This is a genomic window from Falsiroseomonas oryzae, assembly GCF_027856955.1.
GTDB classification, from domain to species: domain Bacteria; phylum Pseudomonadota; class Alphaproteobacteria; order Acetobacterales; family Acetobacteraceae; genus Falsiroseomonas; species Falsiroseomonas oryzae.
Genome location: NZ_JAPSMD010000080.1, coordinates 1 through 16,532 on the forward strand (window position 1 = coordinate 1; position 16,532 = coordinate 16,532).

A 16,532-nucleotide genomic window follows, 5' to 3' on the forward strand; every position below is an offset into this window, starting at 1 on the left:
GGCGGCGCGGCGCTGTTCTGGGGCGCGCTGCACGCCGCCGGCGCCTGGCGGCCGCCCAACCTCGCCTTCCCCGTCATCCACGCCCTGGTCCTGACGGCACTGCTCGGCGGCACGCGCGTCGCGGCCCGGATGCGCCATGCCGGCCGCGCCGGCCCGCTCGCCGACACCCCGGCGCAGAGCGTGCTGCTGGTCGGCGCCGGCGACGGCACCGACCTGTTCCTGCGCGCCCTGTGGCAGGAGAAGGGCGTCTCCTATCGCGTCATGGGCATCCTCTCCATGCGGTCGCGCCAGATGGGCCGGCGCATCCATGGCGTGCCGGTACTGGGCACCGCGGAGGACGCCTCCGCCGTGCTGGACATGCTGCGCGACGAAGGCCGCCTGCCCGCCCTGGTCGTGCTGGCCACGCCGCAGCTCCAGGGGATCGAGCTGCAGCGCCTGCTGGATGCCTGCGACCGCCACGGCGTGCCGGTGAAGCGCCTGCCCAGCCTCACCGCGCTGCAGGCCGCCAGCCGCCGCCCCGGCGAGCGGGCCGAGCCCGACGCCCCCGTCGCGCTCCGCCCCATCGAGATCGAGGAGCTGCTGGACCGCCCGCAGGTCCCGCTGGACCGCGAAGGCATGGCCCGCCTGGTGCAGGGCCGGCGCGTGCTGGTCACCGGCGCCGGCGGCACCATCGGCGGCGAGCTGGCCCGGCAGGTCGCCGCGCTTGGGCCCGCCAGCCTCGTGCTGCTCGATCACGGCGAATACGTGCTCTACGAGATCGACCTCGAGCTGCGGGAGCGCCACCCCGACGTGAAGCGCCAGGCCGTGCTGGCCGATGTCCGCGACGAGCCGCGCATCCGCCGCCTTCTGGCGGAGATCCGGCCCGAGCTGGTCTTCCACGCTGCCGCGCTGAAGCACGTGCCGATGGTGGAGAACGACCCGCTGGAGGGGCTGCTCACCAACGCCCTCGGCACCCGCGTGGTGGCCGATGCGGCGCGGGAGGCCGGCTGTTCGCTGATGGTCTTCATCTCCACCGACAAGGCGGTGAACCCCACCAGCGTGATGGGCGCCTCCAAGCGCCTGGCCGAGATGTACTGCCAGGCGCTGGATCGTGAGTCCCGCGCCGCCAGCGGCGACGACGCGCGGGCGAAGGGCGCGATGCGCCTGGTCACCGTACGCTTCGGCAACGTGCTCGGCTCCACCGGCAGCGTGGTCCCGCTGTTCCGCCGCCAGCTCGAGCGCGGCGGGCCGCTGACGGTCACCCATCCCGACATGCGCCGCTACTTCATGACGGTGAGGGAGGCGGTGGGGCTGGTGCTGCAGGCCGCGGTGGTCGGCGCCACCGACCGCGTGGACGCGCCGCCCGAGCTGCGCGAAGGCGGGATCTTCGTGCTGGACATGGGGGAGGCGGTGAAGATCGTGGACCTCGCCCGCCGCATGATCCGCCTGGCCGGCCTGCGCCCCGACGACGACGTGGAGATCCGCTTCACCGGCCTTCGCCCCGGCGAGAAGCTCTACGAGGAGCTGTTCCACGGCCAGGAGCCCCCGCACCCCACCAACTTCCCCGGCCTGCTGGTGGCGGTGCCGCGCACCACCGACGCCGCCGAGATGGCGCGCGCCATCGACCACGTCGCCGCGCTGGCCACCGCAGGCGACCGTGCCGGCGCCCTGGCGGAGCTGTCGCGCCTGGTCCCGGAATTCGCCCCGCCGGGGAACGGCGCGTAGCGCGGCTCAGGCGCGCATCTGCGCGACCGATTCCGCGATGCATCCCTCCGCGACCTTCCGGAACCGTCGGTCGTCCGGCCCTCTGCGCGCGGCGAGGATCCTCGCGAAGGCGACGTCTCGCTCCGCGCGCGGCAGCCCGGTGTCCAGGAACCGCGCGATGTCCGCCTCCAGCCCTTTCGGCACGCCGTCCGACCAGAGGAAGCCATAGAGGTTCGTGCAGTCCGGGCCGACCACATAGGCGTCCGCCTGCTGCGGAACGCGACCCTGCTCGAAGTCCTCGAAAACATCATGGTAGTAGCGCGCGGCGTAGTGGAGCAGAGGCCGCAGCCGCGCAGCCTCCGCCGGCGCGATGCCGGACGATCGCTCGTCCAGACCTTCGCGCAGCAGCTCCAGGGCGATCTGGCGTTCCGTCAGGCGGTCCATGGAGGCTTCGAAGAACTTGCGGGGGATCTCGTAAGCGGCGCCGCGACGGACGGAGCGGGACCGCATGGTGCGCTTGATTGCCTTGGTGTCGCGGTAGAGCTGGTCGAGCTCCCGCGAGATCAAGCGCCGCGCATCGCTTTCGGCGTCCTTCCGCGCCTGCGCCTCCTTTGCGTCAGCCTGACGCTGCGCCTCGTCGTCCTTGAGGATGCTGACATAGAGCGCGATCGCGCTGCCGAGCACGGAGGCCAGCGAAAGCTGCAGCAGGGCCTTGTAGGCTTCCGGTCCCAGCCCCCGCTCGACGGCGCCGCCTGACACCAGCCTGTCCAGCACCAGCAGCGTGCCGAGCACGGCTCCGAAGCTGGCGAGCAGCCACGAAAGCCGCTTCCGCGTCATGGAACCTCCCGGGACTGGAATCGCGCTCCCTCCCCGGGCCGCGCGACACGCGGCCCGGGCAGCGCCGGGTCAGCGGTTCTGGTCGATCAGGAAGCCGCTGGCGGCGCCGACGCCGGCGCCGATCAGCGCGCCCATGCCGGCATTGCCGGACAGCGAGCCCAGCGCCAGGCCGCCGACGGCGCCGACGCCCGCGCCCGTCGCGGTCGCGCGCTGCGAGCTGGTCATGTCGGCGCAGCCGGCGAGCGCCAGCGCGACGGGCAGGATGACGGCGAGTTTCCGCATGATGAGGTCCTCCGCTTCAGCGCTGGCGCGCGCGGGTGTTGGCGGGCGCCGGTTCCGGCGGGCAGGGATAGGTCGTCGCGGCGAAGCGCATCAGCCCGTCCACCGCCCTGTCCTGGCCGTACTGCGTGTTCGCCGCGGCCCAGCGCACGAAGGCGGACTGCACCTGCTCGATCGTCGGGCTCGGGTCGGGCAGGCAGAAGATGCGCCGGCCGCGCGCGGCCGAGACGGCGTTGTGGTACTGCCCCACCCCCACCATGAAGCCGCGGCAGTACGCCGTCAGCGGCGATTCCGCATTCGGGCTCGTGGCCGCGCAGATCGAGGCCAGCGTCGCCGTCGAAACCGGTTCGGCCGTGCTGGGGGTGCTGCCCTGGGCGAGGGCAGGGCCTATCCCCAGGCCCATGGCGAAAATGGTGGCTGGCAGCCAGGTCGCTCGCCTCATGCGCGCGGTCCTCCTTCCTTCGTTGCCGGACCCGGGCCGCTCGCCCGGACGCGGAAGTTGAGAGGCTAGGCCATCCATGCAGCCGCTGCCAATCGGCCATGCAGCCCAGACCTGTATCGGGAATTCCAGCCCCGCCGCCCGGCCATGCCGACCTGGCCGTCACCCACGGGCCGAGCAATGTCCGGGTGCAGCGCCGCCGCCCCGGCAACCCGGCGAAACCTGCGGTGACTTGGACGGCGCGGGGCCCCGGGGCTATTCAGCCCGCCATGACCTCTCCCCGCCCCGTCGCGCTGTTCGACATGAAGGCGCAGCAGGCGCTGATCCGCGCCGAACTCGACCGCCGCCTGGCCGCCGTGCTGGACAGCGGCGCCTTCATCAACGGCCCGGAGGTGCGCGAGCTGGAGGCGGAGCTGGCGCGCTTTGCCGGCTGCGCGCATGCCGTCGGTGTCTCCTCCGGCACCGATGCGCTGCAGATCGCCATGATGGCGGAGGGGATCGGCCGCGGCGACGCGGTGTTCCTGCCCGCCTTCACCTACACCGCGACGGCCGAGGTGCCGCTGGTGCTGGGCGCCACGCCGGTCTTCGTGGACGTCGATCCCGTGACCTTCAACCTCGACCTCGCCGACCTCGAGCGCCGCATCGCGCTGGTGCTGAAGGACGGGAAGCTGACGCCGCGCGCCGTGGTCGGCGTGGACCTCTTCGGCCTGCCCGCCGACTGGCCGGCGATCGAGGCGATCTGCGCACGGCACGGCATGTTCGCGCTGGATGACGCGGCACAGGCCTTCGGCGCGGCGCTGCACGGCAAGCGGCTGGGGCGCTGGGGCCATGCCACCGCGCTGAGCTTCTACCCGACCAAGACGCTCGGCTGCTACGGCGACGGCGGCGCGCTGCTGACCGACGACGCCGACCGCGCCGAGCTCTACCGCCAGCTGCGCACGCATGGCGAGGGCAAGTCGCGCTACGAGGTGCTGCGCACCGGCATGAACGGCCGGCTGGACACGATGCAGGCCGCGGTGCTGCTGGCGAAGCTGCCGCTGCTGGAGGGCGAGCTCGCGGCGCGCACGAAGGTCGCCGCGGCCTATGCGGATGGCTTGCGTGGCCTGGTGCAGGTGCCGACCAGCATCCCCGGCGCCGAGCATGCCTGGGGCCTCTACTCCATCCTGCTGCCCGAAGGCGCCGACCGCGCCCGCGTGCAGGAGGCGATGAAGGCCGAAGGCGTGCCGAGCGGCATCTACTACCCGAAGCCGCTGCACCATCAGCCCGCCTACGCTGCCGCGCATGCCGGCAGCATCCTGGCCGGCCCGCCGCCGCTGCCGGTCAGCGAGATGCTGTGCCACCGCATCCTGTCGCTGCCGATGCATCCCTACCTGACGGCGGAGGAGGTCGCGCGCGTCGTCGCGGCGGTTCGCCGCGCGGTCTGACGGGCGGCGCCGTCGCGCCGGGCGCTACTCCCCGGCCAGGATCCGCCGCAGCTCCGCGCGGTCCTCGTCGCGCTCGCCCATCTGCTCGGCGATCCCGGCATAGGTCAGGAAGTAGGTGACGATGTTGCCGACGTAGCGCACCGGCTCGCTGCCGACGCGGCGCTGCACGACGCGCTCCACCTGGCCGAACCAGCGGTTCGGGTCCAGCCCCTCGCGCGCCGCCTCCTGCCGCAGGCGGTTGATGCGGTTGGGCCCCGCATTGTAGGCGGCCAGCGCGAAGTAGATCCGGTTCGCCTCGTCGATCGCCGGGTCGTTGAAGTAGCGGTCGCGCAGCTGGTCCATGTAGATGATGCCGCCACGGATGTTCTGCTCCGCATCCGCGAGGTTCCGCACGCCCACCTCGCGCCCGGTCGCGGGCATCAGCTGCATCATGCCGACGGCGCCCACATGGCTGCGCGCGGCGGGATCCAGCCGGCTCTCCTGGAAGGACTGCGCCAGCATCATCAGCCAGTTGAAGCCGACCCGGTCGCTCTCGGCGCGGAAATGCCGGGAGTACTGCCGGATGCGGTCGCGGACATCGAGGTTCAGCGGGTTGTCCAGGAAGCGCGTGCTCTCGAAGTAGCGGCGGAAGATCGTCATCGCCGTCGCCCGGTCGCGCGCCACGCGCTCCGTCACGAACCGGTCGAGCAGCGCCTTCAGCTCCGGCGCATCGGGCCGCACCGCCCAGGCGATCGTCTGGTCCCGCGCCAGCGCCACGCCGTCCTGCACCACGATGTTCGCCAGCAGCCGGTCCCACACCTCGGCCAGGTGGCTGTCCGCGATGGTGTAGGGCACGATGCCCGCGTTCACCATCTCCAGCACGTCCTCGGTCTCCAGGTGGTCGGGCGCCTCGACGATGCGGATGCCCGGCCGTCCAGCGGCGCGCAGCCGCTCGTCCAGCGCCCGCGCGTTCGCGACATAGGAGGTGCCGCGGGTCAGCAGCAGCGCGCGGCCGGACAGATCCTCGGGCGTCGCGACGGGCGGCGCATCCTTGTGCCGCACCACCACCTCCGCCACGCCGCGCATGTAGGGCGTGGAGAAGGCGACGCGTCCGGCGCGCTCCTCCGTGGCGGTCATGCCGGCGGCGATCACGTCGCCGCGCCCGTCCAGCAGCGCCGGGATCAGGTCGTTGCGCGCCACCGGCACGAAGACGACCCGCAGGCCCGCGGGGCCGCCCGGCGCGTTGCGGTCGTTCACGAACTGCTCGAGCCACCGCATCGCCTCGTATTCCAGGCCGCGCCCTTCGCCGTGCTCGATCAGGAAGTTGGTGCGGTTGTAGGTGGTCAGCACGCGCAGCAGGCGACGCTCGCGGATCTGCGGCCAGTCGCCGCGGAACGGCTCGTTCAGAATCAGCAGCAGGCTGTCGCCGACCGTGGTGCCCTCGTCATCGGCGTCGGCGCCCTGGGCGCGAGCCGGGCCGAGGGCCGGCAGCGCCAGCAGCAGGCCCAGGAACAGCCGCACCAGCAGACGGCGCGCACCGGCGAACGGGGCCATTCTCGCCCTCCTTCCTCCATCGCCGGCAGACGGCCGCGCCGGCATCCGCGGATCCCCCGGATCCCGGACGCAGAATAGACATGCAAGGCCGGAAACATACACAGTCGGTTCGATGCGAAAGCGGCGTGGCCGATGCGCGGTGCGGGGCGCCGCGCCGGCCGCTCAGTGATGCACCCAGCTCACCTCCTCGAGCGCCGGCTGGGTCGGGTCGCAGTCCAGCCACTGGCCGTTCGCCACGCTCTGCCCGGTCATCGAGAGGATGAAGCCCCAGTGGCTGACCACCACGGTGTGCGACCAGTCCTGCAGTGCCGCCATCTCGCCGCGGAAGCGCGCGGCGCGGGCCAGGACCTGCTCGGCGGGCTCCTCGATCTCCGGCCACCAGATCTCCTCCAGGTGGTCCAGGTCGAGATGCGGCCACTCCGCGCGCAGCGCCGTGACGGGACTGCCGATGTCGCAGGTGAAGGCATAGCGCTCCCGCACCACGGGATTGACCATCACCGGCAGCCCGAGCCGGCGGGCCAGCGGCGCCGCGGTCTGCAGCGCCCGCGTGTAGGGGGAGGCGATGATGCGCCGGATCTCCTGCCGGGCGGCCAGCGCCTCCGCTGCGGCCTCCGCCTGGGCTTGCCCCAGGGGGGTCAGCTTCGGGTCCTTGATGCCCGGGTCCCGGCGGGTCTGGGTGAACAGCAGGTTGAACTCGCTCTGGCCGTGGCGAAGCAGGATCATCGCGGCGCCGTTCTCCGGGGTGGTGTCCCGGGCCGATACCGAAGCGGCCCCGGCGCGGCAACCGCCATGCGAGGCCCCCGACGACGGAGGACGATTCTTGCCGTTGCGGGTCGGCCCCGCGAGCCCTAAGTGATGGGCGAGTGAGGAGTTATCCATGTCCGGCGGCTTCCCGGTCGATCTGATCCTGTTCGCGATGGTCGCGGCCTTCCTGGTCCTGCGCCTGCGCAGCGTCCTCGGCCGCCGCACCGGCTTCGAGCGCCCGCGGCGCGAGGGCCCGGGCGCCTACGACCCGCAGGCCGCCCGCGGCGCCCCCGCGTCCGACCTGCCGGGCGAGCTGCCGCCCGCGCAGCTGCCGGCCGATGGCACCCGCCGCATCGTGCCCGACCCGCGCAGCCCGGTGGGCCAGGCGCTGCTGCGCATCCGCGGCGTGGACCCGACCTTCGACCCCAACGGCTTCCTGCACGGCGCCGAGGGTGCGTTCCGCATGATCGTGGACGCCTTCGCCCGCGGCGACCGCGACACGCTGCGCGCCCTGCTCTCGGACGACACCTTCGGCGGCTTCGAGGGCGAGATCTCCCGCCGCGAGCAGGCCGGCGAGACCCAGCGCAGCGAGGTTCGCGCCATGCAGGAGACGAAGATCGAGACCGCCGACCTCCGCGGCACGATCGCCGACGTCACCGTGCGCTTCGTCTCCGACCAGGTGAACCTCACCACGGGGCGCGACGGCGGCGTGGTAGCCGGCGCCGAGGCCGTCACCGAGCTGACCGACATCTGGACCTTCCAGCGCGACCTGCGGAACCCGGATCCGACCTGGAAGCTGGTGGCGACCCAGTCGGCCTGATGCTCGGCTTCCCCGTCTCCCGCGAAGCGGGGGCTCGGGGCACCGCAACGAGGCCGAAGGCTGGTCGGGGTGGGGGCACGAACGGCCTCCCACGATCGGAGCGGGAGGGAATTGGCGCCCGCGCCGGCCTTTCCCTGTTTCTGCTCATCCTCCTCGCCGCCTGCACGGCGCCGCCCACCTACCCGCGCGACGTCGTTTTCGCCGACCTGCCCGGCTGGGCTGCCGACCGCCACGCCGAGGCCATCCCGCCGCTTCTCGCCACCTGCCGGACCATCGCCGGCCTGCCGCCGGACCGCCCGCTCGGCGGCACCGGGGCTACCCAGGTCACCCCCGCGGCCCTCGCCCCGGCCTGCACCGAGGCCGCGACCCTGCCCCCGGGCGACGCCGCCGCCCGCGCCTTCCTGGAACGCCGCTTCCGCCCGGTGGCGCTCGGAGAGGGCACGCTGACCGGCTATTTCGAGCCGGAGCTGCGCGGCAGCCCGACCCGCACCGCCCGCTTCGCCACTCCCCTCCATGCCCGCCCGCCCGAGCTGGTGGAGGCCGATCTCGGCACGCACATCGCCGAGCTGCGCGGCCGCCGCATCGCCGGGGTGGTGCGCGAAGGCCGCCTGCACCCCTTCCCCGACCGTGCCGCCATCCTGGCCGGCGCGCTCGACGCGCGCGGGCTGGAGCTCGCCTGGGTGGACGACCCGGCGGATGCCTTCTTCCTGCAGGTCCAGGGCTCCGGCCGCGTCCGCTTCGAGGACGGCCGCGTGCTGCGGCTCGGCTATGCCGGCTGGAACGGCCACCCCTATGTCGCCATCGGCCGCTTCCTGGTGGAGAGCGGCGCGCTGCCGCGCGAGCGGGTCTCCATGCAGTCCATCCGCGCCTGGATGACGCAGGCCGGCCCGGCCGAGGCCGCCGCGCTGATGGCCCGCAACCCCAGCTACGTCTTCTTCCGCGTGCTCGACCTGCCACCGGAGCAGGGGCCCGTGGGCACGCTCGGCGCGCCGCTGACGCCGATGCGCTCCGTCGCCGTGGACCGCACCCATGTGCCGCTTGGCCTGCCGGTCTGGGTGTCCGGCCGCGACCCGCTGGACGGCGCGCCGCTGCGGCGCCTGACCCTCGCGCAGGACACCGGCGGCGCCATCCGCGGCCTGGCGCGGGCGGATCTGTTCACGGGGTGGGGCGAGCAGGCGGCGGAACGGGCGGGACGGATGCGTGACCCGGCGGCGCTGTTCGTGCTGCTGCCCCGCTGACACGGTCGCGTGCGCGACACGGCCGCGAAACATGGCCCGCCTAGTCTCCCCGTGCCGGGAACGGCCAAGGAGAACGGGGAGGGCACCATGCCCCACTACATGCTGCGCTGGTCCTTCAAGGACACCACCATCAAGGCGCTGACCGAGAACCCGCAGGACCGCGAGCAGGCCGCGCGCCAGGTGATCGAATCCTTCGGTGGAAGGCTGCTCTGCTACTACCTCAGCCTCGGCGAGCATGACGGCTTCTGCGTCGCGGAGTTTCCCGACACGACCAGCGTGGCCGCCGCGAGCATGCGCGTCACCGGCTCCGGCGCCTTCTCGCGCTTCGAGACGGTGGCCCTGCTGACCATGGCCGAGGCACGGCAGGCGATGCAGAAGGTCAAGGACACCGGCACCGGCAACTACTCCCCGCCAGGGGAGCGTATGCCCGGCAACTGAAAGGCCGGACGGGGGCGCGGCGCTTTCCTGCAGCCGTCGCCCGACGGCACCAGCGACACCACGCGCCCGGGCCGCATTGCCCCGCGCGTCGCCTACCCGGCCTGCGGCACCAGCCGCAGCACCGGGACGTCGCCCGCGTCCAGCAGCTGCAATCCGCCGGCATCCATGCGCCAATCCAGTACCTGGCCGAGCGCCTGGTGCAGCCGCCGGTCTTGGTCCTCCAGATCGGGCGCGCAGCGCAGATGCGTGCTGCTCAGCGGGCCGAACCGCATCCCGGCAGCGTCCACCGTGTAGCCCACGGCGAAGCGGTTGCAGCCGGTGGTCCCCTGCGCCAGCCCGTCCGGGCGGAAGCGCAGCGTGCTGGCGTAGTTCGGCAACACGCCCAGCCCGCCGATCTCCTGCGCCAACCAGACCTGCCCCACCAGCGCAGCCGATGGCGCCGTCGGGGCCAGCATCGCGGGCCCCGTGCCCGGGACGGCACGCTCCAGCACCAGGTCCACTTCCTGCCCGGCGCCCTGCGTCAGCACGGGTTGCGGCGCCGCGCTCGCCCAGGCCGCCACGCCGTCCACCAGGATCCAGCCGCGCACGAGATGCTGACGCCCGGCGGCGATGCTGGCCGGCGGATAGGGCAGGGTGAACCAGACCGGCGGCTGGCGCACGACCGGCACGGTGGCATCCGCCAGCCGGACCAGCTGGGTTCCGGTCGCCTCCAGCAGTTCGACGAACAAGACCGCGCCCGGCGGCAGCGCGCCGCGCTCGCGGAGGGTGGCGCGGCCATGGATGGCCGGCGACTGCGCCGCCGCGTCGCGCGCGGCCAGGAGCGTCGCGGAGGCCGCCAGTATGGCGCGGCGGGTCTGCTGCATCGTCGCATCTCCCAGGTCGCTCGCCGCGCGCATGGCCGCGCCGGGCATCCCAGGCGCGTCCCGATGCCCATGCCCAGGATGCGCCCGAAACGCTGGCGGCGGCCAATCGAATCCCGGTCAGCGGGTCGCCGGGCCGCCCCTGGGCGGAACGCTACCCCCCGCTGCGCACCAGCCGCACCAGCTGCGCCACGTGCTCGGGCGGCGTCACCTTCTCGATCCCGTGGCCGAGGTTGAACACGAAGGGCCGGCCGCGCATCGCCGCCAGGATCTGCCGCGCCTCGGTCTCCAGCGCGATCCCGCCGGCCACCAGCGCCAGCGGATCCAGGTTGCCCTGCAGCCCGACATTCGCCGGCACCGCGGAGGCCGCGAAGCGCGGATCCATGGAGGTGTCCATCGCCACCGTGTTCACGCCCGTGCGCTGCACGTATTCGCCGATCAGCGGCCCGGCCAGGCGCGGGAAGCCCACCACCGGCACGGACGGGTGCAGGCGCTGGATGTTGCGCACGATGGTCACCGTCGGCTCGATCACCCAGCGCCGGAACTGGCTGGGCGGCAGCATGCCGGCCCAGCTGTCGAACAGCATCACCGCCTCGGCGCCGGCCTCGATCTGCGCCAGCAGGTAGTCGGTCGTCGCCTCCACCAGCGTGCGGATCAGCCGCCCGAACAGCGCCGGGTCACTGAAGGCCATGCCGCGCGCGGTGTGGAAGTCCCGGCTGCCATGCCCCTCCACCATGTAGGCCGCCACCGTCCAGGGGCTGCCGGCGAAGCCGATCAGCGAGACCTTGGGCGCATGGGCCTCCAGCGCGGCGCGCGTCAGCCGCACCGTCTCGAAGATGGGCGCGGCGCGGTCCCGCACCCGGTCGAGCTCCAGCGCGGCCACCGCGGCGGCGTCGCGCAGCGGCTCCAGCACCGGCCCCTCGCCTTCCGCGAAGCGCAGCGGCTGGCCCAGCGCCCAGGGCACCATCAGGATGTCGGAGAACAGGATCGCCCCGTCCATGCCGTAGCGGCGGATCGGCTGGATCGTCACCTCCGCCGCCAGGTCCGGCGTGGTGCAGAGCGCGATGAAGCCGCCCGCCTTCTCCCGGACCTCGCGGTATTCCGGCAGGTAGCGCCCGGCCTGGCGCATCAGCCACATGGGCGGCGGCCAGACGGCCTCGCCCCCCAGCGCCCGCAGCAGCGGCTTGCGTGCCTCCGTGCCCGTATTCGCCGCGCTCGTATTCCCCGCCCCTTGGGCCTCTGCCGACAACACCGCCTCCCGCGTTTCCGACGCCCATCATCCTAAAAGACTCTGAATCCTTGAAGGGGAGGGGTGTCAGTAGGGCCTGTGGGCATCGGGGATGGGTGCGTTCCGCCCCTCGTCCACAGCCCTGTCCACGCGAGCATCGGCACCCAACCCGTTGGCACGGCAGGTGTATTTCTCTTCATCCCGATCCCGGGACACGTCCGCGCGAAGCCATCCCATGCGCGGCCGCAGCGCCGGTTTTCCCCGGCTTGCCCGATCGCGGCCTTGACCGCCCCGGGTTTTCCCCGCCATCCCCGATCTCCGCGCGGTCCGGGAAGGCCCGTCCGGGGGGGAAGCCGCCATGCCGCAGCACCGCACGGTCAACCTGCACCTCGTCTCCGACAGCACCGGGGAGACGCTGAACTCCATCGCCCGCGCCACCCTCTCCCGCTTCGACGAGCCGCACGTCATCCACCATCGCTGGTCGCTGATCCGTTCACGCCTCCAGCTCGACCGCGTGCTGGAAGGCATCGAGGCGGAGCCCGGCCCGGTCATGTACACCCTGGTGGACCGCAGCCTGCGCCACGCGCTGGAGGAGCATTGCGCCCGCGTCGGCGTGCCGCTGCTCTCGCCCCTCGATCCCGTCATGGAGGTGCTGCAGGCCGAGCTCGGCGAGCGCGCGCGGGAGAAGCGGGGCGCGCAGCACGTGATGGATGCCGACTACTTCCGCCGCATCGACGCCATGCACTACGTGCTGGCGCATGACGACGGCCAGGGCGTGGCCGGCATCCACGAGGCCGATGTCTGCCTCGTCGGCGTCTCCCGCAGCAGCAAGACGCCGACCTGCTTCTACCTGGCCAACCGCGGCATCAAGGCGGCGAATGTCCCGATCGTGCCCGGCGCCACCCTGCCGGACGAGCTGAACGATCCGCCCTGCCCGGTGGTCGGCCTCTACATCGAGGCCGGCGCGCTGATCGAGATCCGCCGCCACCGGCTGCGGCTGATCGGCGCCGGCGGGGTGCGGCAGGACGCCACGGACTACGTGGACCACGAGGCGGTGAAGGCGGAGATCCAGGCCGCGCGCCGGCTCTGCACCCAGCGCGGCTGGCCGGTCATCGACGTGACCCGCCGCTCCATCGAGGAGACGGCGGCGACCGTCCTGCAGCTGATGGAGGCCTGGCACGCCCGCCGCCGCCAGCCCGCCACGCCGCACGCGCCGGAGGACCCGGCCGCCGGCGTGCTGGGCTCCGGCTGACCATGCTGCAACGCGACGCGCCGCGCCTGGTGCTGGCCTCCGCCAGCGCCACGCGCCGCACCCTCCTGACCCGTGCCGGCCTGGCCTTCGAGGCGATGCCGGCGGCGGTGGACGAGGCCGCTCTGAAGGAGAGCGCGCAGGCCGAGGGCATCCCGCCGGAGGACGCCGCCATCCTGCTCGCCGAGGCCAAGGCCGAGCGCATCGCCCGCCGCATGCCCGAGGCCCTGGTGATCGGCAGCGACCAGCTGCTGGTGTGCCGGATGGAGGACGCGAAGGACCGCTGGTTCGACAAGCCGGCCGATATGGCGGAGGCGCGGGCAAACCTGCTGGCGCTGCGCGGCCGCACCCACCGCCTGGTCACCGCGACCGTCGCCTGGCGCGGTGGGGAGCGCGTCTGGCAGGACGTCTCGATCCCCCGCCTTACCATGCGCGGCTTCACCGAGGCCTTCCTGGACGCCTACCTGGCCGCGGAGGGAGAGGCGATCCTGGCCAGCGTCGGCGCCTATCGGCTGGAGGGGTTGGGGATCCACCTGTTCAGCCGGGTGGAGGGCGAGCACGCTGCCATCCTCGGCCTGCCGCTGACCCCCTTGCTGGGCTTCCTGCGTGGGCATGGCGTGCTGGCGGGCTGACGGATCGCATCGATGTGATCGGGCTGGTGGCGCCCGGATGAGCCGGCGGCCGGCGCGCAATGCCCAACTTCGCAGCCATTCGACGCCGCGGCGTCGGAAAACTTTACATCAGTGAAGTTGTTGATTTAGCAAGATAGCAAGTACCAATCTGGCCAATGCATACGTTCCGATGTCGGTTATCTTTACAATGTCTGAAACCGTCAGGAACGGCAAAGTCAGGTCAGCGGCCGTCAGGCATACGAATATTCAATGGCACGCAAGTTGCGAGGCTCTCCGCTGCTCTCACGCCTTGACGAGAGTAACGAAAAAGAGAGGTCGTGCCATGAAAGCACAATGGCTGGGTGCTGCCGCGCTGGTCGCGCTGGCCTTGACCGCCGGGCCGCAGCAGGCGCAGGCGGCGTTGGTCGGCTGCGGGGGGACTGCGGGAGTCGGCGTCTTTCCCCCGGTGACGTCGGCGGACCTGCTGGGGAAGGTGACCAACGCGGCCGGGACCGCGACGGCGGTCAGCAGCTGCCAGTTCATCTATCCCGCCGACAACAACACCATCGCCAACATCGCGACCATCAACGCGACCGGCTTCTTCGGCTTCAGCGACTGGGTGGACAACGGCCAGACCCAGCTCGACTCGAATGCCGCTTCCGGAAGCTGGTCCATCGCCGACGTGGACTTCGCCGACCGCGACTACATCATCGTCTTCAAGGATGGCGCGGGCACGAACCTGACCGCCTTCCTGTTCGACGAGAGCGTCAGCAACGGCCTCTGGACCACGCCCTTCGTGAGCCCGCCCTTCGACGTCGGCGCAGAGGGCAAGGAGGTGTCGCACTACACCATTGCCTATCGCCTGGATGGCAACACGAACCCCGATGCGGTGCCGGAACCGGCCAGCCTCGCCCTGTTCGGGCTTGGCCTGCTCGGGCTCGGCGCGGCAGGCCGGCGCCGCTGGCGCTGACCTGACGCTCCGATCGCGCACGGCGACCCGCGTCGCCGTGCGCGCCCTGGCACGGGGGGCTACTGCGCGTCACGTTCGCGTCAGGCAGCGGCCCGATCACCCCGAACGCGAACGGGCCCGGCCGTTACCGGCCGGGCCCGTCGAGATTCTTTACAGCCCCTCGAGAGGGCTGTCGGCGTCAGGCAGCCGGCTGCTCCACCGGGCGCCGGCGCCGGCGGCTCGCCAGGCCGAGCCCGGCGAGGCCCACGCCGAACAGCGCCAGCGTGGCGGGCTCCGGCACCACGGCGTCCGGCGTGGTCGGGACGTCGCCGGGCGGGCCATTGAAGGCGCGGTCGGAGGTCGTGCCGCTCACGCCGGTGATGGCCTGGAACCGCATGCCTGAGGTCGGCTGGTTAGGACCATCGTACAGGTTGCGCGTGTTCGTCTCGTAGCTGGCCGCGGTCAGCAGCGTGTCGATGCTGAACAGGAAGGTCAGCGAGTTGCCCTGCGCAATGCCCTGCGCCGGGTTGTTGCCCGCGCAGTTGTTGTTGTTGTCGGACTCGATGCAGACGTCGAAGGTCGGGCTGGAGCCGTTGATGGGCTCATCCACCAGGTTCATCGCCCAGCCATTCGACTGCGTGAGTTCGATGTTCACGGTGCCGGTCGGCAGGTCGAAGCCGAAGGCCGTGACGTTGGACGACGTCGCGGTCGAGGTGTTCGAGAGCTTCAGCGCCAGCTGGACGTTGCCGTTCAGCAGGTCGGTGAAGGTGAACTGCGCCGTGCCGCTGATGTTGGCGGGCGCATTCACGCCCACATAATCCATTATGAACGCCGCCTCGGCCTTCGGCGCCGCGACGATCGCCGCAGCCCCCATGGCCATCCCGAAGAACGCGGTCCTGGCAGTCTTTGCGAGCATGGTGCCTACCCTTCCTAGTCTTTGCCGGCGGCGGTGAAGCTTGACGGTTCCTCACTAAGCAACGAACGTGCCAGCTGGGTAAGACATTGAAAATACGCGCGATGGCATGTGAGACAGATGCTTCATGCCGAACATTGTAAAGAATCTCGACGCCCATCGCGGGATACCGGTCTCAACCCACACGACAATCTCACAATCTTGTGTTGTCGCGCGTTGCCGGTCCGGCCGTTCAGGCAGACGGAACGCTATATCTGGGGGTGTCCCACGTCACAGTCCCAAGATACGGGGCCGCGCAAGAATCTCCCTCGCGTCGCCGGACAGCCCGCTATGCGTCGGACCCTCCAGGGCGCTGACGACAGGCCACCGGCTTTCCCGAGCGAAAGGCACCGTGGCGCCGAGCGTCCACGGTGCTGGCGAACAATGTAAAGATTCCCGACGGACCGGCGCCTGACGAGGGGGCAGTCCCGGGAACGGGGTCGCCGCTGTCCCAGAGGAGCCCCCGGCCGATCGCGGCGTCGGGCGTTAACGCTTCCTGCACGCCTCCAGCCGTTTTCTCCACGGCCACCGACCCAGAACCCTCGCTCCAAGACCGGGCGCCAGACCGCCAGGACGGCCCAGCGCGAGACGACACACCATGACCCTCCGCACGGCGGCCGCCGCGCTGCTCCTGCTTCTCGCACCGGCGCCCGCCGCCCTTGCCGGCCCCATCGCCTGCACCGGCGCCCTGGCCGTCCTCGCCGGGCGCGTCGAAGGCGCCACGAACTGCCTGGTGGACCGCGCCAACACGAACGACACGAAGGGCGTGGTGAACGCCGGCACCGGCTATTTCGGCCACACCGACTGGACGCTGCTCGGCAAGCTGGAGGACGGCGGCGACGAGGGCGGCTACGACTTCGCCAGCAAGGGCTTCGCCTCGGCCCGCGACGCCGACATGTTCATGCTGGTCTTCAAGTCCGGCCGCGAATCCCTCGTCGCCTACCTCGTCGATGCGCAGGCCGGCGAGTGGGAAACCCCCTTCATCCGGCCCGCCTTCCCCGGCGCACCGCGCGACGGCCGCGACGTCTCCCACGTCTCCCACTACGCCCGCGTCAGCGCCCTGCCGCCTCCCCTGGACGACACCGACAGCTTCGTCGTCGCCCCGCCGCCCGCCATCGTTCCGGAACCCGGCACCCTGGCGCTGTTCAGCCTGGCCGCGCTGGGGCTCAACGCGCTTCGCCGCGCGCGCCGCCGGGCCTGACCGGCGCCGGTCAGGCCGCGGCGTCGCCGGCGGCGTCCGCCGGCACC

The 16,532-nt window shown here is 72.1% G+C and carries 17 protein-coding genes; 9 read left to right on the top strand and 8 right to left on the bottom strand.

Annotated elements, in window-relative coordinates; all coding sequences use genetic code 11:
- The coding region (locus OZN99_RS10665) for a polysaccharide biosynthesis protein (RefSeq protein ID WP_270935197.1) at window positions 1-1,704 on the top strand (1,704 nt) is incomplete at its 5' end.
- Window positions 1,705-1,710: 6 nt separating this feature from the next.
- On the opposite strand, the gene OZN99_RS10670 is transcribed toward OZN99_RS10665, so the two are convergent.
- From OZN99_RS10670 to OZN99_RS10680, 3 genes are all read right to left on the bottom strand, one after another.
- Window positions 1,711-2,520 carry a hypothetical protein gene (locus OZN99_RS10670; protein WP_270935198.1) on the bottom strand — a complete coding sequence of 270 codons (810 nt, stop codon included), beginning with the start codon at window positions 2,518-2,520 and terminating at the stop codon, window positions 1,711-1,713.
- A 69-nt stretch (window positions 2,521-2,589) separates the two neighbouring features.
- Window positions 2,590-2,802, bottom strand: coding sequence for a glycine zipper family protein (locus OZN99_RS10675; protein WP_270935199.1), 213 nt, complete (start codon window positions 2,800-2,802; stop codon window positions 2,590-2,592).
- 16 nt (window positions 2,803-2,818) lie between these two features.
- The gene (locus OZN99_RS10680) at window positions 2,819-3,241 is read right to left on the bottom strand and encodes a Rap1a/Tai family immunity protein (protein ID WP_270935200.1); all 423 of its coding nucleotides are present in this window, start codon (window positions 3,239-3,241) and stop codon (window positions 2,819-2,821) included.
- A 266-nt stretch (window positions 3,242-3,507) separates the two neighbouring features.
- On the opposite strand from OZN99_RS10680, the gene OZN99_RS10685 reads away from it, so the two are divergent.
- Window positions 3,508-4,662 carry a DegT/DnrJ/EryC1/StrS family aminotransferase gene (locus OZN99_RS10685; RefSeq protein ID WP_270935201.1) on the top strand — a complete coding sequence of 385 codons (1,155 nt, stop codon included), beginning with the start codon at window positions 3,508-3,510 and terminating at the stop codon, window positions 4,660-4,662.
- A gap of 24 nt (window positions 4,663-4,686) precedes the next feature.
- Here the strand turns inward: OZN99_RS10685 and OZN99_RS10690 are convergent, their stop codons facing one another.
- Together OZN99_RS10690 and OZN99_RS10695 are read right to left on the bottom strand one after the other, a co-directional pair.
- Entirely contained in the window at window positions 4,687-6,195 is a 1,509-nt protein-coding gene (locus tag OZN99_RS10690) for an MltF family protein (RefSeq protein ID WP_270935202.1), read from the bottom strand.
- 162 nt (window positions 6,196-6,357) lie between these two features.
- Complete coding sequence (locus OZN99_RS10695) at window positions 6,358-6,918, bottom strand: histidine phosphatase family protein (RefSeq protein WP_270935203.1); 561 nt, start codon at window positions 6,916-6,918, stop codon at window positions 6,358-6,360.
- Window positions 6,919-7,072: 154 nt separating this feature from the next.
- On the opposite strand from OZN99_RS10695, the gene OZN99_RS10700 reads away from it, so the two are divergent.
- From OZN99_RS10700 to OZN99_RS10710, 3 genes are all read left to right on the top strand, one after another.
- Entirely contained in the window at window positions 7,073-7,759 is a 687-nt protein-coding gene (locus tag OZN99_RS10700) for a Tim44/TimA family putative adaptor protein (protein ID WP_270935204.1), read from the top strand.
- On the top strand, window positions 7,759-8,997 hold the full coding sequence (gene mltA, locus OZN99_RS10705; RefSeq protein WP_270935205.1) for a murein transglycosylase A: 1,239 nt from the start codon (window positions 7,759-7,761) through the stop codon (window positions 8,995-8,997). The genes OZN99_RS10700 and mltA overlap by 1 nt, the downstream gene beginning before the upstream one ends.
- Before the next feature lie 87 nt (window positions 8,998-9,084).
- Window positions 9,085-9,435: a GYD domain-containing protein gene (locus OZN99_RS10710; protein ID WP_270935206.1), complete on the top strand. Its 351-nt coding sequence runs from the start codon at window positions 9,085-9,087 to the stop codon at window positions 9,433-9,435.
- A gap of 92 nt (window positions 9,436-9,527) precedes the next feature.
- On the opposite strand, the gene OZN99_RS10715 is transcribed toward OZN99_RS10710, so the two are convergent.
- Window positions 9,528-10,298 carry an META domain-containing protein gene (locus tag OZN99_RS10715; RefSeq protein WP_270935207.1) on the bottom strand — a complete coding sequence of 257 codons (771 nt, stop codon included), beginning with the start codon at window positions 10,296-10,298 and terminating at the stop codon, window positions 9,528-9,530.
- Between the two features lie 151 nt (window positions 10,299-10,449).
- Complete coding sequence (gene hemE, locus OZN99_RS10720) at window positions 10,450-11,544, bottom strand: uroporphyrinogen decarboxylase (protein WP_270935208.1); 1,095 nt, start codon at window positions 11,542-11,544, stop codon at window positions 10,450-10,452.
- 337 nt (window positions 11,545-11,881) lie between these two features.
- Here hemE and OZN99_RS10725 point away from each other — a divergent pair, with 337 nt between their 5' ends.
- From OZN99_RS10725 to OZN99_RS10735, 3 genes are all read left to right on the top strand, one after another.
- Complete coding sequence (locus OZN99_RS10725) at window positions 11,882-12,775, top strand: pyruvate, water dikinase regulatory protein (RefSeq protein WP_270935209.1); 894 nt, start codon at window positions 11,882-11,884, stop codon at window positions 12,773-12,775.
- A gap of 2 nt (window positions 12,776-12,777) precedes the next feature.
- Window positions 12,778-13,404, top strand: a complete 627-nt coding sequence (locus OZN99_RS10730) for a Maf family protein (protein ID WP_270935210.1) — start codon at window positions 12,778-12,780, stop codon at window positions 13,402-13,404.
- A 322-nt stretch (window positions 13,405-13,726) separates the two neighbouring features.
- Window positions 13,727-14,353: a PEP-CTERM sorting domain-containing protein gene (locus OZN99_RS10735; RefSeq protein WP_270935211.1), complete on the top strand. Its 627-nt coding sequence runs from the start codon at window positions 13,727-13,729 to the stop codon at window positions 14,351-14,353.
- 178 nt (window positions 14,354-14,531) lie between these two features.
- Here OZN99_RS10735 and OZN99_RS10740 read toward each other — a convergent pair whose 3' ends face one another.
- Complete coding sequence (locus OZN99_RS10740; protein ID WP_270935212.1) at window positions 14,532-15,248, bottom strand: cistern family PEP-CTERM protein; 717 nt, start codon at window positions 15,246-15,248, stop codon at window positions 14,532-14,534.
- Between the two features lie 634 nt (window positions 15,249-15,882).
- On the opposite strand from OZN99_RS10740, the gene OZN99_RS10745 reads away from it, so the two are divergent.
- Entirely contained in the window at window positions 15,883-16,485 is a 603-nt protein-coding gene (locus OZN99_RS10745) for a PEP-CTERM sorting domain-containing protein (RefSeq protein ID WP_270935213.1), read from the top strand.
- Window positions 16,486-16,532 lie beyond the last annotated feature (47 nt).